General features: G+C 74.6%; 18 protein-coding genes. 9 read left to right on the top strand and 9 right to left on the bottom strand.

Annotated features, from left to right (window positions below; translation table 11 throughout):
* Positions 1 to 30: 30 nt before the first annotated feature.
* The 3 genes from nhaA to GOBS_RS08855 are packed head-to-tail and all read right to left on the bottom strand — an operon-like array spanning position 31 to position 4905.
* Complete coding sequence (gene nhaA / locus GOBS_RS08865) at positions 31 to 2661, bottom strand: Na+/H+ antiporter NhaA (protein ID WP_012947952.1); 2631 nt, start codon at positions 2659 to 2661, stop codon at positions 31 to 33.
* Complete coding sequence (locus tag GOBS_RS08860) at positions 2658 to 4172, bottom strand: MFS transporter (protein ID WP_012947951.1); 1515 nt, start codon at positions 4170 to 4172, stop codon at positions 2658 to 2660. The genes nhaA and GOBS_RS08860 overlap by 4 nt, the downstream gene beginning before the upstream one ends.
* Before the next feature lie 4 nt (positions 4173 to 4176).
* A complete protein-coding gene (locus tag GOBS_RS08855; RefSeq protein ID WP_012947950.1) occupies positions 4177 to 4905 on the bottom strand; it encodes a glutamine amidotransferase in 729 nt (242 codons plus the stop codon).
* A 219-nt stretch (positions 4906 to 5124) separates the two neighbouring features.
* On the opposite strand from GOBS_RS08855, the gene GOBS_RS08850 reads away from it, so the two are divergent.
* From GOBS_RS08850 to GOBS_RS08835, 4 genes are all read left to right on the top strand, one after another.
* Positions 5125 to 5382 carry a hypothetical protein gene (locus GOBS_RS08850; RefSeq protein ID WP_012947949.1) on the top strand — a complete coding sequence of 86 codons (258 nt, stop codon included), beginning with the start codon at positions 5125 to 5127 and terminating at the stop codon, positions 5380 to 5382.
* 113 nt (positions 5383 to 5495) lie between these two features.
* On the top strand, positions 5496 to 6209 hold the full coding sequence (locus GOBS_RS08845) for a hypothetical protein (RefSeq protein WP_243697681.1): 714 nt from the start codon (positions 5496 to 5498) through the stop codon (positions 6207 to 6209).
* Positions 6209 to 8005, top strand: a complete 1797-nt coding sequence (locus GOBS_RS08840) for a fumarate reductase/succinate dehydrogenase flavoprotein subunit (protein WP_012947947.1) — start codon at positions 6209 to 6211, stop codon at positions 8003 to 8005. Before GOBS_RS08845 ends, GOBS_RS08840 begins: the two co-directional genes overlap by 1 nt.
* Positions 8006 to 8078: 73 nt before the next feature.
* Positions 8079 to 8894: a succinate dehydrogenase/fumarate reductase iron-sulfur subunit gene (locus tag GOBS_RS08835; RefSeq protein WP_012947946.1), complete on the top strand. Its 816-nt coding sequence runs from the start codon at positions 8079 to 8081 to the stop codon at positions 8892 to 8894.
* A 68-nt stretch (positions 8895 to 8962) separates the two neighbouring features.
* On the opposite strand, the gene GOBS_RS08830 is transcribed toward GOBS_RS08835, so the two are convergent.
* Complete coding sequence (locus GOBS_RS08830) at positions 8963 to 9184, bottom strand: hypothetical protein (RefSeq protein ID WP_012947945.1); 222 nt, start codon at positions 9182 to 9184, stop codon at positions 8963 to 8965.
* Between the two features lie 223 nt (positions 9185 to 9407).
* Here GOBS_RS08830 and GOBS_RS08825 point away from each other — a divergent pair, with 223 nt between their 5' ends.
* Positions 9408 to 11039: a glycoside hydrolase family 13 protein gene (locus GOBS_RS08825; RefSeq protein ID WP_012947944.1), complete on the top strand. Its 1632-nt coding sequence runs from the start codon at positions 9408 to 9410 to the stop codon at positions 11037 to 11039.
* 140 nt (positions 11040 to 11179) lie between these two features.
* Here the strand turns inward: GOBS_RS08825 and GOBS_RS27270 are convergent, their stop codons facing one another.
* Both GOBS_RS27270 and GOBS_RS26790 read right to left on the bottom strand, forming a co-directional pair.
* Positions 11180 to 11335 (bottom strand): hypothetical protein, encoded by a 156-nt coding sequence (locus tag GOBS_RS27270; RefSeq protein WP_166487339.1) that lies wholly within the window; start codon positions 11333 to 11335, stop codon positions 11180 to 11182.
* Positions 11336 to 11652: 317 nt separating this feature from the next.
* Positions 11653 to 12141, bottom strand: coding sequence for a hypothetical protein (locus GOBS_RS26790; RefSeq protein ID WP_012947942.1), 489 nt, complete (start codon positions 12139 to 12141; stop codon positions 11653 to 11655).
* A 310-nt stretch (positions 12142 to 12451) separates the two neighbouring features.
* Here GOBS_RS26790 and GOBS_RS25340 point away from each other — a divergent pair, with 310 nt between their 5' ends.
* Positions 12452 to 13360, top strand: a complete 909-nt coding sequence (locus GOBS_RS25340; RefSeq protein WP_012947941.1) for an SDR family oxidoreductase — start codon at positions 12452 to 12454, stop codon at positions 13358 to 13360.
* A 6-nt stretch (positions 13361 to 13366) separates the two neighbouring features.
* On the opposite strand, the gene GOBS_RS08810 is transcribed toward GOBS_RS25340, so the two are convergent.
* Complete coding sequence (locus GOBS_RS08810; protein ID WP_012947940.1) at positions 13367 to 13876, bottom strand: inorganic diphosphatase; 510 nt, start codon at positions 13874 to 13876, stop codon at positions 13367 to 13369.
* Between the two features lie 205 nt (positions 13877 to 14081).
* Positions 14082 to 14537, bottom strand: coding sequence for a MarR family winged helix-turn-helix transcriptional regulator (locus GOBS_RS08805; protein WP_041241411.1), 456 nt, complete (start codon positions 14535 to 14537; stop codon positions 14082 to 14084).
* Positions 14538 to 14664: 127 nt separating this feature from the next.
* On the opposite strand from GOBS_RS08805, the gene GOBS_RS08800 reads away from it, so the two are divergent.
* The 3 genes from GOBS_RS08800 (at position 14665) to GOBS_RS08790 (ending at position 19445) form a co-directional block, all read left to right on the top strand.
* The gene (locus GOBS_RS08800; protein ID WP_012947938.1) at positions 14665 to 15291 is read left to right on the top strand and encodes an FMN-dependent NADH-azoreductase; all 627 of its coding nucleotides are present in this window, start codon (positions 14665 to 14667) and stop codon (positions 15289 to 15291) included.
* A gap of 154 nt (positions 15292 to 15445) precedes the next feature.
* A complete protein-coding gene (locus tag GOBS_RS08795) occupies positions 15446 to 18292 on the top strand; it encodes an FAD-binding and (Fe-S)-binding domain-containing protein (protein WP_012947937.1) in 2847 nt (948 codons plus the stop codon).
* The gene (locus GOBS_RS08790) at positions 18285 to 19445 is read left to right on the top strand and encodes a MalY/PatB family protein (protein WP_012947936.1); all 1161 of its coding nucleotides are present in this window, start codon (positions 18285 to 18287) and stop codon (positions 19443 to 19445) included. The genes GOBS_RS08795 and GOBS_RS08790 overlap by 8 nt, the downstream gene beginning before the upstream one ends.
* An 831-nt stretch (positions 19446 to 20276) precedes the next feature.
* On the opposite strand, the gene GOBS_RS08780 is transcribed toward GOBS_RS08790, so the two are convergent.
* On the bottom strand, positions 20277 to 21212 hold the full coding sequence (locus GOBS_RS08780) for a patatin-like phospholipase family protein (RefSeq protein WP_208104414.1): 936 nt from the start codon (positions 21210 to 21212) through the stop codon (positions 20277 to 20279).
* Between the last annotated feature and the right edge of the window lie 90 nt (positions 21213 to 21302).

Genomic DNA, 21302 nt, shown 5'->3' with positions numbered 1-21302 from the left:
TCCTTCTACGAGGGGGAGGGCGGTCCTTCCTCAGTCCACGGCCTCGACGGCCGCCATCACCTCGTCGTCGGTCGGGTTGCGCAGCACTCCGCCGCGCCGCCCCACCACGACGGGCAGGTCGTCCTCGGTGACCCCCAGCTCGGTGAGCACCGCGGCGCCGTCACCGCCGGCGTCCAGGTCGACGAAGCCGGCCGACAGCCGGCGGCTGCGCGCCAGCTCCTGCAGTCGCCGGCTGTCCGGCGAGCCGCCCCGGCCGACGATGCGCAGGTCGGCGGCGAGCTCGAGCAGCATCGAGCGGCGCAGCAGGAAGGCCCGCAGCACCAGCTCCTTGAACGCCGGGTCGGCGGTGAAGACGGCCCGCAGCTGCTCGCGCTCGACGCGGAGCACCTCGGCCGGCTGCAACACCAGGGCGGTCAGCGACACCGGCTGGCCGCTGAACAGGTCCAGCTCGCCGAGGAAGCGGTGCCGCCCGTGCACCGAGATGACCCGCTGGCCGGTCCGGCCGTGGTCCTCCACGATCGCGACGGTCCCGGAGACGACGACGTGGAAGGCGTACCCGGCGTCGCCCTCGCGGAAGAGGGTGTCCCCCGGCGCGCAGCGCATGCGGGTGGCGGAGCGCTCGACCAGGGCGATCTGCTCGTCGGTCAGCCGGGGGAAGGCGCCGTCCCGGTCGGGCGTCTCGGGCAGGTCGGCCGGCACGTCCGCGGGCGCGTCGTCCGCCTCAGGACGGGGCTCGCCGCGCCGCTGCCCGAGCGCCGGCAGCACCAGCCCGGACAGGCCGTCGTCACCGGACGGCGGCAGCCCCTCCTCCCCTCCGGCGGCGAGCAGCGCCGCGGCGAGGCTGTCGGCGTCGAACGGCCCGGTGTGCCGCCGTCCGTTGACGAAGAAGGTCGGGGTGCCGGTGACGCCGCTGGCCTCGGCCGACTCGACGTCCTCCTCGACCCGGCGGGCGAACCGGCTCGACCCCAGGTCCCGGGCGAAGCGCGACACGTCGAGCCCGGCTGCCGCGGCGTGCTCCAGCAGGTCGGTCGGCATCAGCCGGTCCTGGCCGGCGAACAGCCGGTCGTGCATCTCCCAGAACCGGCCCTGCGCGTCGGCGGCCTCGGCCGCCTCGGCGGCCAGCCGCGCGTGCGGGTGGACGCCGACCAGCGGCACGTGCCGGAAGACGTAGCGCAGCCGGTCGCCGAACCGCTCGCGCAGCTCCTCGACCGTCCCGGTGGCGCGGCCGCAGAACGGGCACTCGAAGTCGCCGTACTCGACGAGGGTGAGCGGCGCGTCGGCCGGCCCGCGGACGTGGTCGCGGTCGACGTCGACCGGCGGGTCGAGCAGCACCGGCCGCGCCCCGGCGCCGGGTGGGCGGCGGCGGTCGGCCAGCCGGAACAGCGCCCAGCCCAGCAGCGCGGCCAGCACCGACGCGACCAGGACGCCGACCCGCGCCTGGTCGGCCCGCGCCTCGTCGTCGAAGGCCAGGTCGACGATGAACAGCGAGATGGTGAAGCCGATCCCCGACAGCGCCGCGCCGCCGGCGAGCTGCAGCCAGGTCAGTCCCGGGGCCAGCTCGCCGAGGCGCAGCCGGACCGCTAGGCCGGTGCCGACCAGGATGCCGACGAGCTTGCCGAGCACCAGGCCGGCGACGACCCCGAGGGTGACCGGCGAGGTGGCCGCGGTGCGCAGCGTCTCGCCGGTGAGCGGGACGCCGGCGTTGGCGAGGGCGAACACCGGGACGATCACGAAGCTGGTCCACGGTTGCCAGAGCTGCTGCAGCCGCTCGCTGGCCGACACCGAACGGTCGATCGACAGCCGCGCGGCCCGGGCGAACCTCGGGTTGGGCGACTGCTGGTAGGCCCGGGTCAGCCGGGCGGCGTCCGCCACCTCGTCCCGGCGCGCCGGATAGGCGGGGGTGAACAGCGCGATCACCACCCCGGCGAGGGTGGGGTGGACGCCGGAGAGGTACATCGCCACCCACACCGCGAGGCCGAGCACCAGGTAGGCCGGCCCGCGCCACACGTTGAGGTAGCGCAGGGCGACCATGAGCGCCAGCCCGAGCACGGCCAGCAGCAGCGGGCCCACGGCGAGGTCCTCGGTGTAGAACAGCGCGATCACGGTCAGCGCCCCGACGTCGTCGGCGATGGCCAGGGTGAGCAGGAACAGCCGCAGCTGCGCCGGGCAGGCCGGCCCGACGAGCGCGAGCACGCCGAGCAGGAACGCGGTGTCGGTGGATATCACCACGCCCCACGCCGAGGCCGCCTCGTCGCCGAGGGTGAACGCGACGTAGACCAGCGCCGGCACCGCCAGGCCGGTGACCGCGGCCAGCGCGGGCACCGCGGCCCGCCGCCGGTCGGTGAGCTCGCCCATCACCAGCTCGCGCTTGATCTCCAGCCCGACCACGAAGAAGAAGAAGACCATCAGGCCGTCGTTGACCCAGTGCTGCAGGTCCAGGGCGAGCTCGGCGCCGGCGAAGCGGACGGCGAACTCGGTGTGCCAGAAGGTCTCGTAGCTGCCGCCCCAGGGCGAATTGGCCCACAGCAGCGCGACGACGGTGGCGGCGAGCAGCAGCCCGGCACCCCCGGCCTCGGTGCGCAGCCGCTGCCGCAGCGGGGCCACCCGGGCGAGCAGGCCCCACCCGCCCGGCGTGGACTGCCGGCTGACGCTGGTGCTCATCGCGTCCTCTCCCCCATCGCAGCCGGGTGCACCTGCGGCCCGGTGACGCCGCAGTGCAGACACTCCTCGATCGGCAGCCGCCGCTGCGGCCCGGGCTCCGGCGTCCCCAGCGGCCGGCGCACCAGAACCGCGGCGACGAGCGCGCCGGCGAGCAGCAGGCCGGCGCAGACCAGCATGGCCGTGCGGAAGCCGGCGCCGAAGGCGGCCGGGTCGCCGACCCCGACCCCGCCGAGCCCCGCCGCGGCCGGCACGACCGCGACGGCCAGCAGGCCGGCGGCGCGGGCCACGGCGTTGTTCACCCCGGAAGCGACGCCGGCCAGCCGGTCGGGCGCGGAGTCCAGCACCGTCGCGGTCAGCGGCGCCACCAGCAGCGTGAGCCCCGCGCCGAAGACCGCCGTCGCGGGCAGCACGTCGGTGAGGTAGCCGGCGTCCGGGCCGATCCGCGCCATCAGCAGCACCCCCGCGGCGGCGACCAGCGGCCCGGCGGTCAGCAGCGGCCGCGGGCCGACCTGCTGGGCCAGCGCACCCACGCGCGCGGAGAACAGCAGCATGAGGGCGGTCACCGGGAGCACCGCGGTACCGGCCGGCAGCGGGTCGAACCCGGCCACCACCTGCAGGTGCAGCACCAGCAGCACGAAGACCACCCCGAGGGCGGCGTAGACGAGCAGCGTGACCGCGTTCGCGGCGGTGAACTGCCGGGAGGCGAACAGGGCCGGGGTCACCAGCGGCGCCGGGGAACGCCGCTGGACGACGGCGAAGCCCGCCAGCGCGACCAGCCCGGCGGCGACCCAGCCCCACACGCCGGGGCCGCGTCCGGGCTCGCCCGCCGCGGTGAGGCCGTACGTGAGCGCACCGAGGCCGGCGACGACGAGCGCCGTCCCCTGCCAGTCCAGGGAGCGCGCCGCCTCCGGGTCGCGGGACTCCGGCACGTGGCGCACCGCCACGGCCACGACGACCGCGGCCAGCGGGAGGTTGAGCAGGAAGACCAGGCGCCAGTCGACGCCGACCAGCCAACCGCCGACGAACGGCCCGACCGCACCGGCCACCCCGCCCAGCCCCGACCAGGCGCCGACGGCCGCCGCCCGGTCGGCACCGGAGAAGGACGCCGAGATCAGCGCCAGGCTGCCCGGGGTCAGCAGCGCGCCGCCGACGCCCTGCAGCGCCCGCGCGGCGACCAGCGTCCCCACGTCGGGTGCCAGGCCGCACAGCAGGGACGCCGCGGCGAACCAGACGGTGCCGACGACGAACACCCGCCGCCGGCCGAAGCGGTCGCCGAGCGAGCCGCCCATGAGGATCAGCGAGGCGAGGGTGAGCGTGTAGGCGTTGACCGTCCACTGCAGGCCGGTGAAGCCGGCGTCGAACTCGGTGCCGATCCGCTCCAGCGCCACGTTGACGACGGTGGCGTCCAGCATCGCCAGGCTCGACCCGAGCACGGTCGCCAGCAGCACCCAGCGGCCCTGCGGCGTGCCCATCCGCAGGCCGCCGTCCGGCAGGACCGGTCCCCGGGCCACCGGCTCAGCCGTACCGGGCGACGAAGTTGGCGAGGACCCGGCTGGGCTCGGTGACCACCGCCTGGCTGACCCGGGCGATCAGGTCCTCCATCTCCGCGGGCGGGAAGTAGCCGGCGTGCTGGTAGACCCGCACCCGGGTGACGACGCCGGCGACGTCGAGCTCGGGGTGGAACTGGGTGGCGTAGACGTTGCGCCCGACCCGGAACATCTGCACCGGGCAGCCGGCCGACGTGGCCAGCAGCACGGCCGAGGGCGGCAGCACCCGACAGGCCTCCTTGTGCCCGACCAGCGCGTCGAACACCTCCGGCATGCCCGCGAGGAGCGGGTCGACCCGGCCGGCACCGGTCAGCGACACCGGCACGCAGGAGACCGGCTCGCCGTGGGTGCGGTCGACCACCCCGCCCTGGTGCACGCCGAGGGTGCCGATGCCGTAGCAGGCGCCGAGGAAGGGGAGGTCGCGGGCGACGACCTCGTCCAGCAGGGCCGACAGCTCCGCCTCGACCCGCCGCTGGACGGCGGACTTGCCCTCGGCCGGGTCGCTGGAGTTGAACGGCCCCCCGCCGAGGAACACCCCGGCGTAGTCGTCGAGGTCCAGCGGCGGCAGCGGCCCGGCCTCCAGCCGGATGCGCCGCAGCCCGGACTCGTCGAGTCCGGTGGCGCGGAGGAAGGCGGCGTACTCGTCGTCCGCGGCCTCGTCCTCGGGCCGCGAGGCCAGCAGGAGGAAGGGCCGCACGGCCGCCGATGCTAGGCGTGTCCGACGGACCCGTGCCGACGGTCGTGCGGTCTGGGCGGTGATCCCGAGGCCGCAGGTCCGTCGGACATGCCCTGGGCCGCGCCGTGCCGGCGGCCGAGCCGCCGCCCATCGCTGCGGAAGTCCTTCCGCGGGCCGGGCTTCCGTGGTCGACTGCGCGAACCGCCTCGGCGGCGGTGTGACCGGCACCTGGAGGCAGCGATGTCCCTGGAGCAGGACGTGGCGGCGGCCCGCCGGGCCGTCGACGCGCTGGAGAACGCGTGCACCCCGCTCGCCCGGCACTTCGGGGACACGGTGGACGCGCGCCGGCTGAGGATCGACGTCGCCCGGCTGCGTGACGACCTCGCCCTCCTGTGCGGCTCGGCGCGCGTGGCACGAGAGGCCCCGGCCTCCTCGGCCATCTTGTACGACGACGGCTACGACCCGGGACCCGGCGGGTCCGGCCGCGCCGTCCGGTGACGACGACTGCGCCGCGCGGGACCGGGGCGGCCCCCCCGGGAAGCGGCGGCGGAGGGACGGCCCCGGGCCGTGCGGCCATCGCGGCGCGGACGCTGCGGACGGACCGGTGGTGGGTGCAGCCGCTGGTCACCGTCGTCGTCCTGGTGCTTTTCATCGCGTACTCGACGTTCCGAGCGTTCCAGAACGCGTACTACTTCTCCGAGCCCTACATCTCGCCGTTCTACTCGCCGTGCATCACGACGCGGTGCGAGGGCGACAGCTTCCCCGAGTTCTTCACCGGCCCGGCCTGGATCTCGCCAGCGATCTACATCCTCGTGCTGCCGCTGGGCATCCGGCTGACCTGCTACTACTACCGCAAGGCCTACTACCGATCGTTCTGGCTGGCCCCGCCGGCGTGCGCGGTCGCAGAGCCGCACCGCCGCTATACCGGTGAGACCCGGTTCCCCCTGGTCGGGCAGAACGTCCACCGGTACTTCCTGTACGCCGCACTGCTGTTCAACGTGATCCTCTTCTACGAGGCCTTCCGCGGGTTCCGCGACGAGACCGGCGAGTGGGGTCACATGGGTCTGGGCACGGTGATCCTGCTGGTCAACGCGGTGATGCTGTTCCTGTACTCGATCTCCTGCCACTCCTGCCGGCACATCGTCGGTGGCCGGTTGAACACCTTCTCGAAGCACCCCCTGCGCTACAAGGCGTGGACGGCGGTGTCGAAGCTGAACGCCCGGCACATGCAGTACGCCTGGATCTCGCTGTTCACCGTCGCGTTCGCCGACTTCTACGTCTTCCTGCTGGCCACCGGCACGATCAGCGACCTGAGGTTCTTCTGATGGACTTCGAGAGGCACAGCTACGACGTCGTCGTCGTCGGAGCCGGCGGCGCGGGCCTGCGGGCCGCGATCGCCGCGCACGAGGCCGGGGCGCGTACGGCCGTCGTCTGCAAGTCCCTGCTCGGCAAGGCGCACACCGTCATGGCCGAGGGCGGCATCGCCGCGGCGATGGGCAACGCCTACCCCGAGGACGACTGGCGGGTGCACTTCAGGGACACCATGCGCGGCGGGAAGATGCTCAACCACTGGCGGATGGCCCAGCTCCACGCGCAGGAGGCGCCCGACCGCGTGCGCGAGCTCGAGGACTGGGGCGCGCTGTTCGACCGCACCCCTGACGGGCTGATCAGCCAGCGCGACTTCGGCGGCCACCGCTACGCCCGCCTCGCCCACGTCGGCGACCGCACGGGGCTGGAGCTGATCCGCACCCTCCAGCAGCGCACCGTCGCCCTCGGGGTGGACGTCTACATGGAGTGCACGGTCACCCGGCTGCTCACCGACGCCGAGGGCATCACCGGCGCGTTCGGCTACTGGCGCGAGTCGGGGCGGTTCGTCGCGTGGGAGGCGCCGTCGGTCGTGCTGGCCACGGGCGGGATCGGCAAGGCCTACAAGGTCACCTCGAACTCGTGGGAGTACACCGGCGACGGACACTCCCTGGCGCTCCAGGCCGGCGCCGGCCTGGTGAACATGGAGTTCGTCCAGTTCCACCCCACCGGGATGGTGTGGCCCCCGTCGGTGCGCGGGATCCTCGTGACCGAGAGCGTCCGGGGCGACGGCGGCGTCCTGCGGAACTCGGCCGGCAACCGGTTCATGTTCGACTACATCCCCGACTTCTTCCGCAAGGAGACGGCGGAGACCGAGGACGAGGCCGACCGCTGGTACGACGACAAGAGGAACAACCGGCGCCCGCCCGAGCTGCTGCCCCGTGACGAGGTCGCCCGGGCGATCAACAGCGAGGTCAAGGCCGGGCGCGGCTCCCCGCACGGCGGGGTGTTCCTCGACATCGCCAGTCGGCGCCCCGCCGAGTACGTCCGACGGCGGCTGCCGTCGATGTACCACCAGTTCAAGGAGCTGGCCGACGTCGACATCACTGCCGAGCCGATGGAGGTCGGCCCGACCTGCCACTACGTGATGGGCGGTGTCCAGGTGGACCCGGACACCGCGGAGGCGTCGGTCGCCGGGCTGTTCGCGGCGGGCGAGGTCGCCGGCGGCATGCACGGGTCCAACCGGCTGGGCGGCAACTCGCTGTCGGACCTGCTGGTCTTCGGCCGGCGCGCCGGTGCCGCCGCCGCCGAGCACGCGGGGAAACGGGCCGGCCTTGTCGCGCTCCGCGAGGAGGCGCTGGCCGAGGCGGCGCGTGCGGCCCTCGAGCCGTTCGAGCGGGAGGGGGGTGAGAACCCCTACACGGTGCAGTCCGAGCTGCAGCAGACGATGCACGACCTCGTCGGGATCATCCGCACCGCCCCGGAGATGGAACGCGCGCTGCAGCGGATCGCCGCGCTGCGCGACCGCGTGGCGGCGCTGTCCGTGGAGGGGCACCGGCAGTACAACCCCGGCTGGCACCTGGCGCTCGACCTGCCGCACCTCCTGGCGGTCAGCGAGTGCATCGCCCGGGCCGCGCTCGCCCGTGAGGAGAGCCGCGGCGGGCACACCCGCGACGACTTCCCCGCCACCGACACGGCGTGGGGACGCATCAACCTGGTCTGCACCCGGACGCCGGACGGCGGGGTGACCGTGGCCCGGCAGCCGCTGCCGGAGATGCCACCGGAGCTGGCCGAGGTCTTCGAGGAGCAGACGTGACCGAGCTCGCGAGGTCACACAGGGACACCGCACGGCCGGACACGAACCCGACGAGCGCCGGCGAGGAGGGGACGTGACAGAACCGGGGGAATCGAGCATCCGCGCGGTCGACGAGGGCCCGGGAGGGAACCGCGGCGGCTACGACGCCACCTTCCGCGTCTGGCGCGGCGATGCGTCCAGCGGGGAGCTGCAGACCTTCACCGTCCCGGTGAACGAGGGCGAGGTCGTCCTCGACGTCATCCACCGACTGCAGGCCACCCAGGCCGGCGACCTGGCCGTTCGGTGGAACTGCAAGGCCGGCAAGTGCGGGTCCTGCAGCGCGGAGGTCAACGGGCGGCCGCGCCTGATGTGCCTGACCCGGATGAACACGTTCGCCGAGGACGAGACGGTGACGGTCACCCCGCTGCGGACCTTCCCCGTCATCCGCGACCTGGTCACCGACGTCTCGTACAACTACGAGAAGGCCGCTCAGGTCCCGGCGTTCACCCCACGCCCTCGGGACCCCGACGGCAACCACCGGATGCAGCAGGTGGACGTCGACCGGCCGCAGGAGTTCCGGAAGTGCATCGAGTGCTGGCTGTGCCAGGACACCTGCCACGTCATCCGGGACCACGAGGAGAACAAGGCCGCCTTCGCCGGGCCGCGCTTCCTCATCCGGCTCGCCGAGCTCGACATGCACCCGCTCGACGTCGTCGACCGGCGGGACGCCGCTCAGCAGGAGTTCGGCCTCGGCTACTGCAACATCACCAAGTGCTGCTCGGAGGTGTGCCCCGAGGGCATCCACCTCACCGACAACGGGATCATCCCGCTCAAGGAGCGGGTCGTGGACCGTCGGTACGACCCGCTCACCTGGCTCGGGTCGAAGATCCGGCGGCACCGTCCGGATTGAAGGAGGACCACCCTTCCCCCCACGCCTCGCACGCTCGGCGCGGGACCCTGGAGGGTGGCCGGGGGCTGTCAGTCATCCTGCTGGGCGGCGGCCCGGCGCTCGGCCCCGGTCTCCTCCGCGTAGCCGACGTCCTGACCGGCAACCCGCCCGACGAACCCAGCGGAGTCGCCGGTGCCCGTGGTGCTCGACGCGTCGGGCTCGTCGCTCTCGCCGCCGCCGGTCGCCCGGGTCAGCGCCTGCGCGTCGTCGCGGTCGACGTCGTTCTCACCGGGCCGGGGATCAGGCTCCACGGTGTCCTCCCTCCAGCGGTGCGTCGGTCCGTACCCAGCAGGCGGCCCGCGCACGCGACCAGGCGACCAGGCGACCGCCCGCGCGTCCTGGCGCGCCCATCCGGCACATGCGCACCGGGCGTCACAGGCGACCTGGCCCGTTGGCGGGTTGTGCCAGCGCCGCCTCACCAGTTCGTGGGATCCGCTGCACAACCTCGGCTGCAGATCAGCCGATGGTGGCGGCATGGCACGCCGCCTCTCCCTCGCGAGGACCCAGCCCCGGCGCCGGGTCGCCCCCGCAGCCGCGCCCGCCCCCTGGTGGCGGGACGCGGTCGTCTACCAGGTGTACCTGCGCTCGTTCGCCGACAGCGACGGCGACGGCATCGGTGACCTGCGCGGGCTGCGGCAGCGGCTGCCGTACCTGTCCTGGCTCGGTGTCGGCGCGGTGTGGATCAACCCGCACTACCCCTCGGGTGGCGCGGACGGCGGCTACGACGTCGTCGACTACCGGGCGGTCGACCCCGACTACGGCGACGTGTCCGACCTCGAGGCCCTGGTGGACGACGCCCGCCGGCTGGGGCTGAAGGTCGTGCTGGACGTCGTGCCCAACCACACCTCGGACCAGCACCCGTGGTTCCAGGCGGCCCTGGCCGACCCGGACTCCCCCGAGGCCGCGCGGTACCACTTCGCGCCGGCGTCGGAGGAGCCGCCGAACAATTGGCGGTCGCTGTTCGGCGGGCCGGCCTGGTCGCGCACCCCGGACGGGCGCTGGTACCTGCACCTGTTCGCCCCGGAGCAGCCCGACCTCAACTGGCGCGACCCCGTCGTGGCCGAGGACTTCGAGCGGACCCTGCGCTTCTGGCTGGACCGCGGCGTCAGCGGCTTCCGCGTCGACGTCGCCTACGGCCTCTACAAGGACGCCGGCCTGCGGGACAACCCGGGCAGCTACTCCCCCACGCTCTTCGGGCACGGTCCCGAGCAGGCCATGACCTGGAACCAGCCCGAGGTGCACGACGTGTGGCGCCGCTGGCGGTCGATCTGCGACGAGTACCCCGACACGATGCTGGTCGGCGAGGTCTGCCTGGCCGACCTCGAGCAGGTCGCCCTGTACTCCCGTCCCGACGAGCTGCACCAGTCGCTGTCGTTCCGGCTGCTGAAGTCGCCGTGGGCGGTCGCGCCGTTCGCCGAGGCGATCTCCAGTGCGCTGGACGCCTACGGCCGGGTCGGTGCGCCGGTGTCGTGGGTGCTGGGCAACCACGACAAGGAGCGGCAGGTCACCCGCTTCGGCGGCGGCGAGGTCGGCACCGCCCGGGCCCGCGCCGCGGCGCTGCTGACCCTGGCGCTGCCCGGCTCGGCCTACCTGTACGCCGGCGACGAGCTGGGCCTGCCGCAGGCGCACGTGCCCGACGAGGCCAAGAAGGACCCGATCTTCCACCGCAGCGGCGGTGCCCGCGCCGGCCGCGACGGCTGCCGCGTGCCGATGCCGTGGAACCCCACCGAGGGCGTCGGATTCTCACCCGAGGGCGCGGCCGAGCCGTGGCTGCCGATCCCCGCCGACTGGGGCCGCTACGCGGTCTCGGTGCAGACGGGGCAGGGCGGCTCGACGCTGACCCTGCACCGCCGTGCGCTGGCGCTGCGCAAGGCGCACCCGGCGTTCGCCTCCGGCTCGGCGACGGTGACCACCCGCGGCGACGTGCTGACCATCCGCTCGGTCGGCGGTGGCGAGGCGGTGCGCTGCGTGGTCAACATGGGCAGCGAGACGGTGCTCGCCGGGTGCCCCGGCCAGGTGCTGCTCGCCTCCACCGCGGCGGTCCGCCGCTCCGGCGGCACGGTCGCCCTCCCGCCGGACAGCGCCGTGTGGGTGCTCGAGGACTGAACAAGGACCACCCTTCCCCCGCGCCTCGCTCCGCTCGGCGCGGGACCCTGAAGGCTGGCCGTTCCAGCGCGTCACCGGGCTGGCGGGAGCGGCCGTGGGCCGCTCCCGCCGGCCCGATCGTCCGAGGTCCGGCGGACGGCTCAGGCCGCCAGCCGGTCGACCGACCCCGCGCTGATCACCAGTCCGGCCGTGGTGAGCGCGGTCAGCAGCCGGTCGGCCCGCTCGCGGAGCAGCCCGACGGTCGCCGCGTCGAGGGACACCGACCCGTCGTCGAGGCACTGCGCGAGCAGTGTCATGACCTCGGGCGGAGGCCCAGCAGCGGGCCGCTCGGGGGCGGGGATGCGGGTGACCATCCCGCAGGGGCAGGACCCACCGGCCTTCGGGGCCGGGTGGTTGCCTCCGGAGCACTGACCAGGTTCGAACATCGCCGAACTCACCTCTCGCTCAGCTTGGCCCCTACGCCGTCCGTGGTGGGCCGCAGCACGAGAGTCCCGCCAGTCACTCCTGTCACACGGTGCGCCACACCTGTGCGTGTCCAGATCGTGACGTGGGGGCACAGCTCGGCCGGACTCGCTGTCGCTCCGGAGGCACGGTCGCCTCCGCAGGACAGGCCCTAGTCGGGCGCCACCTCGGGTGCCGCGACCTGCCTCACGTGGCCCAGCCCCACCGGGCGCTCGCCGGCCAGCTCCAGCGCCTCGACTGCGCCGACGTCGTCCAGCCCGTCCCGTCCGGTGAGCTCGAAGAGCTCGACCTGCTCCTCGATCCACCGCTGGTGGCCGTTCCAGGCGGTCAGCGCCGTGGTGCCGACCACGGCCCCGATCCGCTCCCACGAGGCGCCGGCGCGCCGCGCGGCGTGGATGCCCCGGTGCTGCGCGTCGTAGGCCCGCCGCGCAACGCCGACGCCGAGGTGCAGCAGCTCCAGGGACTCCTCGAGGTCCAGCGGTTCGACCTGCCCGCGCAGGTGGTCGGTCCAGGAGTACGAGGGTCCGACATCCGGACCCTGCACCGCCGCCGCGCTGTCCCGCCGGCTCAGGAAGTCCAACCGGGTCACGGCCGTGACGATCGGGATCTCGGCTCCGAGGAGTGCGTGCCAGCCCGTCATGGCGACCGAGGATCGACGACCTGGGTGCCGGGACCCCTCGCGATCCCGCGTGTCGCCGGTGGCGGTGCAGACACGCGGCCCGGCATCACGCTCCCGACCGGGCGGGTCACTGAGCAGAGGCAGCGGCGCCCCGGACCGGGTGCGGGCACCTCGTGTCCGGTGACGGGGGACGACGTCGCCGCGACAGCCGTACAGCGCCGTCCGGGTGCCCGAGGCCCGAGCGGCCGGCTCGCCGTCGGCGGAGGTGACGCGGCGTCCACGGCGGTCGGCGACCGTGTCCCCCTGGGTTCTCGTCCAACCGGGAGGAGCCGTGAGCGAGATCGTCCTCTGCGGCGCGACCGGCGACCTGGGCGGCCGGATCGCCGTCCGGCTGGCCGAGCGACGGATCCCGTTCCGTGCGCTGGTCCGGCCGCACAGCGACACCGCCGTCCTGCGGGCCTCGGGTGCCGAGCTCAGCGTCGGGGACCTCACCGACCCACCCGGTCCCGAACGAGCGCTGGCCGGGGCGCGGACGGTCGTCACCACTGCCAACGCCCTGGGACGCAGCATGGCCGGGGCGAGGGACGTCTCCATCGAGCGGGTCGACCGCGACGGGAACGCCGCGCTGGTCCGGGCCGCCGAGGCGGCCGGCGTCGAGCGGTTCGTGTTCGTCTCCGGGCAGGGCATGACCGCCGCGATGGTGGACCTCGTGCCCTTCTTCGCCGCGAAGCGGGCCACCGAGCGGTTGCTGCAGGCCTCGTCCATGCGGTCGGTGATCGTGCGCCCGGCCGCCTTCCAGGAGGCGTGGCTCGGACCGGAGTCCGGCATCCGGCCGGAGAAGCGGCTGGCCGTCATCTACGGTCGCGGCCGCACACCGCTGCCGTACGTCGCGGAGGACGACGTCGCCGAGGCCTGCATTCGGCTGGCGACGATGGACGACCCACCCGGGGAGCTGGACCTCGGTGGACCGGAGGCGCTGACCCGGCACGAGGTCGTCGACGCCCTCGAGCACGCGCTCGGCGTGCCCATGCGCCGGATCGTCGTCCCCCGTCGGGCGCTCGCGTTCGGCGCCCGGGCCCTGCGCCGGCGTCGGCCGGAGCTCGCCTCGATCCTGGGCATCGCGCTGTCCATGGACGTCGGCGAGGAGGTCGGCGCCGAAGGGCTGCGGACCCTCGGCATCGAACCGCGGCCGGCCTCGGCCCACATCGCCGCCCGGGCACGAGCGGTCGCCCGCACCTGACCCCCCTCAGCCCTCGGTACCGGTGGCCGTGGAGAGCTGGTCGACGTACCTGCGGCGGGCGTCCTCCAGCGCCTCGATCGCCTTCCGGCGGCCCTCCCAGCCGCGGGTCTCTGCCGACTTGTCGGGTGCCAGGGCCTCGTAGATCTCGAAGAAGTGCCAGATCTCGGCGATCTGGTGCATCGCCACGTCCTCCAGCTCCTGCAGGTGCAGCTGCCGCGGGTCGGTCGCGGGGACGCACAGCAGCTTGGCGTCCGGGCCCCGCTTGTCGTGCACCCAGAACACGGCGATGACCCGGGCGCGGACGAGGCAGCCGGGGAAGGTGGGCTCGGCGAGGAGCAGGAGGGCGTCGATGGGGTCGCCGTCCTCGGCCAGCGTCTCGGGAACGAACCCGTAGTCGCCCGGATAGCCGGTCGCGGTGAAGAGCATCCGGTCGAGCCGGATCCGGCCGAGCCGCTGGTCGTACTCGTACTTGTTCCGCGATCCCTTGGGGACCTCGACGATCACGTCGACCTCCACGGACTCCCCCTCCTCGGTGGGACCCCAGAGCCGGGAGTGGCCGAGCAGCGACGGTGGTCGTCGCCGGCTGGGTCCGTCGTCGCCAGGCGACCCTGGCCCGGCAGGCGTCGTGCGTCAACCCGGTCACGGGCGGCTCGAGGACGGGACCGCGTCCGCGACCGGCCAGGGCAGACCTCGCGCCGACCGGACCACGGGGCAGGCCCGCTCAGCGCGGGAGGCCCCGTCCCTCCTCGGCCTCCAGGACGCGCCCCAGCGCGGTCGCGATGACCCGCATCTCGTCCTCCCCGAGGTGGCTCGTGTAGTGCCGCTCGACCCCGGACAGGTAGGTGGGGGCGGCGGCGCGCAGCCGTGCCCGCCCCTGTGCGGTGACGACGGCGAAGCGCGAGCGCTTGTCGTCCGGGTTGGGCTCGCGCCGGACCAGCTCCGCGTGCTCCAGCTCGTCGACGACCCGGCTGACCCGCTCCCGGCTGAGGACGACCCGGGCGCCGAGCTCACTCATCCTCAGCCGGCGGTCCGGAGCGGCGTTCAGCTCGAGCAGGACGTCGTACCAGGCCAGCGGCATGCCCTCGGCCGCCAACGCACGCTCCAGCTTCGGGACCACGGCGGCATGGACCCGGAGCAGGACGGCCCAGGCCGACACCCGATCCGCGTCTCCACCCACCCCCGGAGCGTAACGACGGGGAACGTGCGCACGCACTCTCCGTCCCTCCTGAGGGTTGTGTGCGTGCGCACATGATTAGTATTGTGTGCATACGCACACAGATGCGTCGGTCGGTCGAGGAGGAGCCATGGCCAGGTTGCTGCACATCTCGTCGTCCCCACGAGGAGGGGACTCGGAGTCCCTGCGGATCGCAGAGGTGTTCACGAGTGCGTACGAGGAGACGCACCCGGGTGACCTCGTCCAGCACTGGGACCTGTGGGACGGGTCGCTGCCGGACTTCGCCGTCGGCGCCAGGGCGAAGATGTCCGTCTTCGGCGGGCACGCACCGGCGGGGGCCGAGGCCGAGGCGTGGGCGGCGGCCCGGCGGGTCTTCGAGCGGTTCGACTCGGCGGACCGGCTGCTGTTCAGCGTCCCCATGTGGAACGCCGGCATCCCCTACGTCCTCAAGCAATTCATCGACGTGGTGAGCCAGCCCGGATGGGTCTTCGGGGTGGACCCCGACACCGGCTACGACCACCTGCTCGCCGGCCGCCGCAAGCGGGTCGCCGTCGTCTACACGAGCGCCGTCTGGGGGCCGCACCTCGGCCCGGACTTCGGCAGCGACTTCCAGTCCACCTACTTCACCGACTGGTTGCGCTGGACCGGCCTCACCGACATCAGCGACATCCGCTACCACCCGACGCTGACCGGGGACCGGGACATGGCCCGGCAGGCAGCCGACGCCGTCGCCCGCGACGTCGCGAAGTCCTTCTGAGGGCGAGGCGGACGAGGCCTGCTGCACGCCGTCACCGGTCCGGCCGGGGCCGACGTCCCTCCGGCCGGCCGGGCAGGTGTAGAAGGGAGGCGGCGCACCGGCTCCCGCGGGGACGGCGCGGCGACCCAGCACCGACGCCGACGAGGGAACGCTGATGACGCTGGCACCGGACGTGGCGACCGACCTGACGGCGGCGCTGCGCCGCGCAGGGGTCGGCGACGTCGACGACTCCGGGCTGGCCCGGTCGCTGTACTCCTCCGACGGCTCGCTGTACCGGGTGCTCCCCCGCGCCGTGGTGCGCCCGCGGCACCCCGACGAGATCGAGGCGACCCTCGCCGTCTGCCGGGAGCTCGGTGTGCCGTTCACCGCCCGGGGCGCGGGCACCTCGATCGCCGGCAACGCGGTCGGCCCCGGGGTCGTCCTCGACACCAGCCGGTACCTGTCCCGCGTGCACGCGGTCGACCCCGGGTCGCGGACGGCGACCGTCGACCCCGGCGTCGTGCAGGCGGCGCTGCAGGCCGCGGCGCGGCCGCACGGGCTGCGCTTCGGCCCCGACCCGAGCACGCACAACCGCTGCACGATCGGCGGGATGATCGGCAACAACGCCTGCGGGTCGCGCGCCCTGGGCTACGGCCGGACGTCGGACAACGTGGTCGGCCTCGACGTCGTCACCGGCGCCGGCGAGCGGCTGCGGCTCGGGCCGGACGGCGCCTCCTCCGGCGGGGTGCTCGACCGGCTGCGGGACCTGGTGGACGGCGAGCTGGCGGCCATCCGCACCGAGCTCGGCCGCTTCGGCCGGCAGGTGTCGGGCTACTCGCTGGAGCACCTGCTGCCCGAGCGCGGCTTCGACGTCGCCCGTGCGCTCGTGGGCAGCGAGGGCACGCTGGCGGTGGTGCTGGGCGCGACCGTCCGGCTGGTCACCGACGCGCCGTACCGCGGCCTCGTGGTGCTCGGCTACCGGTCGATGGCCGAGGCCGCCGACGCCACCCCCGGGTTGCTGCCGCACGAGCCGACCGCCGTCGAGGGGCTCGACCAGCGGATCGTGCAGCGGCTGCGCGACGTCCCCGCGGCGGTCGTGCCCGACCTGCCCCGGGGCGACGGGTGGCTGATCGTGGAGCTGACCGGCGACAGCGTCGCCGAGGTCGAGGCCAAGGCGAAGGGCGTGCTCGGCGACGCCGGCGCGCTGGACTCCCTGGTCGTCACCGACGTGGCCGAGGCCGCGGCGATCTGGCGGATCCGCGAGGACGGCGCCGGCCTGGCCGCCCGCACCTCCGACGGGCGCCCCGCGCACGCCGGCTGGGAGGACGCCGCGGTGCCGGTCGAGCAGCTCGGCGCCTACCTGCGCGAGTTCGAGGCGCTGCTGGACCAGCACGGGCTGCAGGGCGTGCCGTACGGCCACTTCGGCGACGGCTGCGTGCACGTGCGGATCGACTTCCCGCTCGGGCGCGGCGAGGACCGCGGCCGCGAGGCGTACCGGGCCTTCGTGACCGACGCCGCCGCGCTGGTCGCCCGCTACGGCGGGTCGGTCTCCGGCGAGCACGGCGACGGCCGGGCGCGCAGCGAGCTGCTGTCGTCCATGTACTCCCCGCACGTGCTCGGTCTCTTCGAGCGGGTCAAGGGCCTGTTCGACCCGACGGACGTGCTCAACCCCGGCGTCCTGGTGCGCCCGGCGCGGGTCGAGGACGACATCCGGATGGCCGCCGCGCCGCGGACGACGACGGGTCTCGCGCTGGCCTACCGGCACGACGGCGGCGACTTCTCCGCCGCGGTGCACCGCTGCACCGGCGTCGGCAAGTGCCGGGCCGACCTGCAGGCCAGCGGCGGGGTGATGTGCCCGTCGTGGCCGGCGACGCGGGAGGAGAAGGACACCACCCGAGGCCGGGCGCGGGTGCTGCAGGAGATGCTCGCGCCGGGTGGGCCGGTGCGGGACTGGCGCTCCTCGGAGGTGCACGAGGCCCTGGACCTGTGCCTGTCGTGCAAGGGCTGCTCGCGCGACTGCCCGACCGGCGTGGACATGGCCTCCTACAAGGCCGAGGTGCTGCACCAGAGCTACCGCCGCCGGCTGCGCCCCCGCGCGCACTACACGCTGGGGTGGCTGCCCCGCTGGGCGGACGTCGCCGCCCGCGCGCCCCGGCTGGCCAACGCGGTCACGCGGTCGCGCCTGGGCGGCCGGCTCGCCAAGTGGGGCGCCGGTGTCGACCAGCGCCGCTCGCTCCCGGCGTTCGCCTCACGCACCTTCCGGGAGGTCTGGGCCGCCCGGCCGGTGCCGGCCGGGAACGGCCATGGGGCGGGTGGGCGAGCAGTTGCGCTGTGGGTGGACTCCTTCACCGACCACTTCGCGCCCGAGGTCGCCGAGGCCACCGCCGCGGTGCTGGAGGACGCCGGCTACCGGGTGCAGGTGCCGCCGGCCGAGGCGTGCTGCGGGCTGACCTGGATCACCACCGGCCAGCTGGACGCCGCCCGCCGCACCCTGGGCCGCACCGTCGAGCTGCTCGCCCCGCTGGTGGACGACGGCATCCCGGTGGTCGGCGTGGAGCCCTCGTGCACCGCGGTGCTGCGGCACGAGGCCCTGGAGCTGGTCGGCGGGGCGGCCGCCGAACGGGTCGCCGCGGGCACCCGCACGCTGGCCGAGCTGCTGCGGGAGACGCCGGGCTGGACGCCGCCGTCCCTGGCCGGGGTGGAGGTCGTCGCCCAGCCGCACTGCCACCACCACGCCGTCCTGGGCTGGGCGACCGACGAGCGGCTGCTGCGCGACGCCGGCGCCACGGTCACCCGGGTCGGCGGCTGCTGCGGGCTGGCCGGGAACTGGGGCGTCGAACGCGGGCACCACGAGGTGTCGGTGGCGATCGCCGAGCACCAGCTGCTGCCCGCCGTCCGGGCCGCTGGGCCGGACGCCGTCGTCCTCGCCGACGGGTTCTCCTGCCGCACCCAGCTCGACCAGCTCGCCGGCCGCGACGGGCTGCACCTGGCCCAGCTGCTCGCCCGGGCCGGCCGTGCCTGACCCCGTGTTCGACGACCTGTCCGTCGAGGAGCTGCGCCGCCGCGGCAGCCTGAAGTGGTCGCTGTACCCCGAGGCGATCGGGTCGTTCGTCGCGGAGATGGACTTCGGTACGGCGCCGGCGGTCACCGAGGCGCTGCACGCGGCGGTGGACGCCGCGGCCTTCGGCTACCTGCCGCCGGCGCTGCTGCAGGGCATGTCGGAGGCGTACGCGGCGTGGTCGGCCCACCGGTACGGCTGGGCGGTGGCGCCGGAGCAGGTGCGGCCGGTGGCCGACGTCCTGGCCGGCCTGGCCGCCGCGATCGAGCACTTCTCCCGGCCGGGCAGCCCGGTCCTCCTGCCGACGCCGGCCTACATGCCCTTCCTCACCCTGCCGCCGGCGCTGGGCCGCGAGGTCATCCAGGTGCCGATGGCGCGGGACGGGGACCGGTACGTCTACGACCTCGACGCGCTGGACGCCGCGTTCCGGGCCGGCGGGCACCTGCTGGTGCTGTGCAACCCGCACAACCCGATCGGGCGGGTGCTGGAGCCTGCGGAGATGACGGCGGTCGCCGAGGTGGTGGACCGGCACGGCGGGCGGGTGTTCTCCGACGAGATCCACGCGCCGCTGGTGTACGAGGGACACCGGCACGGGCCCTACGCCTCCCTGGGCGAGGTCCCGGCCGGGCACGCGGTCAGCGCGACCTCGGCGTCCAAGGCGTGGAACCTGCCGGGGCTGAAGTGCGCGCAGCTGGTGCTGTCGAACTCCGCCGACGCCGAGCACTGGGCCCGGGTGGGGCTGCACGCCGAGCACGGCGCCTCGACCTTGGGCGTCGTCGCCAACACCGCCGCCTACACCGCCGGCGCCGGCTGGCTGGACGACGTCCTGGCCTACCTGGACGGCAACCGCCGGCTGCTGGCCGAGCTGGTCGCCGAGCACCTGCCCGGCGTCCGGTACACCCCGCCGGAGGGCACCTACCTGGCCTGGCTGGACTGCCGGGAGCTCGGCCTGGCCCAGCCTGGCGCGTTCTTCCTCGAGCGGGCCGGGGTGGCCCTGACCGACGGGTCGCTGTGCGGCGCCGCCGGCGAGGGCGCGGTCCGGCTGAACGCTGCCACTCCCCGGGCGGTGCTGACCGAGGTCGTCGAGCAGATGGGTGCCGCGCTGGCCGCCCGCTGACCACGACCGTCCGGCCTGACGCCGGCCGGCTCCACGGCCTGGGGCTCCACCGATCCCACCGACGCGGCCCTGGGCGCTGCTCGCAGGTGCCCGGCGGGCGGGCTCGTACCGGGTCGGCTTCCTGTCGTACCCCACTGCCACGCTGTGCCTGTCCGGCTCGCACCGCCGGTGTCGCCACCGCAGACCGCGGCCGCCGCACCCGCGGGTCCGGGGGGAGGCGAGGACGAGGTGAGGACGTACGACCCCGCGGACAGCATCACCTACCTCCACCTGGCGCAGCGCCCCACTGCTGCCGTGACGTCGCCACACGCCCACGACGAGTGCCACCGGCTGCCCGCCGGCTACCCGAACGCATCACTCCGGGCCAGGCTCGGTGGACGGCGCCTGGTCAGCGTCCGTCCAGCGCTCGCCGTCCTCCCCGGAGGGTCGGCAGCAGCCGCCGGTAGCGCCCCCGGAGCGCCGATGCTGCGCCTGGTCCAGTAGCTCCGGGATCCGCCGGGCCCCAGGACCCTGGGACCGGCCGCGGCTGAGGGCTTGAGTACGAGTGAGGGGATCAACGGGGGACCCCGCAGACCGGGCCGGGCAACGAGCCCCGACACCCCCGGGGCCCTACGTCGACGCTTGCGTTCGAGCCGGGTCCGCCGGGAGTCGTGGGCACGGCCGCGTCCAGGCGCGGCCCCACCAGCACGTCGGCACGCACGGGAGGCCGAACAGATGGCGACCACCCTGCCGGCCGTGACGCCGAGACGCGCTCCGGTCACCGGACCGACCGTGGCCGAACGGGTGATCGTCACGGACCCCGTGCCACCGTGACCGCGCGCCGGCCAGCAGTCAGCCGGGCAGCCCGGCCAGGAAGGCGTCCGCCTGCTCTCGCCCCTCGTCGAAGAGCCGGCGGAGGAACGCGGGCCTGCGGTCCAGCTTGCTGGGCAGGTCCAGGTCGAGGTCGAGGTCGATCTCACGGATCTCGATGCGCCGGTACGGGTCGCCGAGACGGTCCACCCACCCGTTGACCTTGCGGATGGCGTGCAGCTCCTGCTCCAGGGAGAGGTTGCCGGCCAGCTCGTTGCGCCGGTCCGCGATGTCGCCCACCGTCTTCGGCTCCGTGGCCCGGGCACGCGGGTTGATCCGGATGACCCAGATCTCGTCCGGGCCGGCGTCGGGCAACTGGCGCACCGGCGGGTTCTGGCTGAACAGCCCGTCCCAGTAGCGCCGGCCCCCCACCTCGACGGCGCGGAAGAGCAGCGGGACGGCGGCCGAGGCCAGCACGGCGTCCACGGTGATCTCCTGTCGCCGGCTGGAGAAGGCCTTGAAGTCGCCGCTGAGGACGTCGACGGCGCCGACGAGCAGCAGCGGCTGGTCCTCCGGCGGGGACTCCTGCAGCCGGGCCAGCCGGTCGACGTCGACGTGGCGGGTCAGCAGGTCGGTGAAGGCGGGACCGGCGAGGTCCGGGTAGAGGTAGGGGCTCACCGTCGGGAGCGTCACCCGCCCCTCCAGCCGGGCCAGACCGACCAGCCAGGCGTTGGCCAGCTTCCCGCTCAGCGTGGTGGCCGCGTTGGCCTTCCAGAAGCGCTCCAGCAGCCGGCCGGCCTCCGCTGCGCCGCCGGTCAGCAGGCCGTACCAAGCCAGCAGGGCGCAGACCGCGCCACCGGAGGTGCCGGACAGCGCCACGACCCGGTGGTCCTCGTCGGCCAGCAGGCGCTGCAGCACACCGCCGGTGAACGCCGTGTGGCTGCCGCCGCCCTGACACGCGATCGCGACCGTCTTCACCGTGGTTCCCCCCTCGACCCTGCCCACCATCCCGCAGCGGGGCGGTCGCTGTCGCCTCATCGACACGCCCGGGGACGAGCGCAGGGTCGG

Source organism: Geodermatophilus obscurus DSM 43160 (genome assembly GCF_000025345.1).
Classification (GTDB): Bacteria; Actinomycetota; Actinomycetes; order Mycobacteriales; family Geodermatophilaceae; genus Geodermatophilus; species Geodermatophilus obscurus.
Note: the sequence above shows the minus strand (reverse complement) of the source record. Positions and strands in the feature narration are given on the sequence as shown.

What these genes read in the sequence shown, in the direction of transcription:
- nhaA (WP_012947952.1), bottom strand. Translation starts at nt 2,661, where the DNA reads ATGAGCACCAGCGTCAGCCGGCAGTCCACGCCGGGCGGGTGGGGCCTG.
- GOBS_RS08850 (WP_012947949.1), top strand. Translation starts at nt 5,125, where the DNA reads ATGTCCCTGGAGCAGGACGTGGCGGCGGCCCGCCGGGCCGTCGACGCG.
- GOBS_RS08840 (WP_012947947.1), top strand. Translation starts at nt 6,209, where the DNA reads ATGGACTTCGAGAGGCACAGCTACGACGTCGTCGTCGTCGGAGCCGGC.
- GOBS_RS08825 (WP_012947944.1), top strand. Translation starts at nt 9,408, where the DNA reads ATGGCACGCCGCCTCTCCCTCGCGAGGACCCAGCCCCGGCGCCGGGTC.
- GOBS_RS27270 (WP_166487339.1), bottom strand. Translation starts at nt 11,335, where the DNA reads ATGACACTGCTCGCGCAGTGCCTCGACGACGGGTCGGTGTCCCTCGAC.
- GOBS_RS26790 (WP_012947942.1), bottom strand. Translation starts at nt 12,141, where the DNA reads ATGACGGGCTGGCACGCACTCCTCGGAGCCGAGATCCCGATCGTCACG.
- GOBS_RS08800 (WP_012947938.1), top strand. Translation starts at nt 14,665, where the DNA reads ATGGCCAGGTTGCTGCACATCTCGTCGTCCCCACGAGGAGGGGACTCG.
- GOBS_RS08795 (WP_012947937.1), top strand. Translation starts at nt 15,446, where the DNA reads ATGACGCTGGCACCGGACGTGGCGACCGACCTGACGGCGGCGCTGCGC.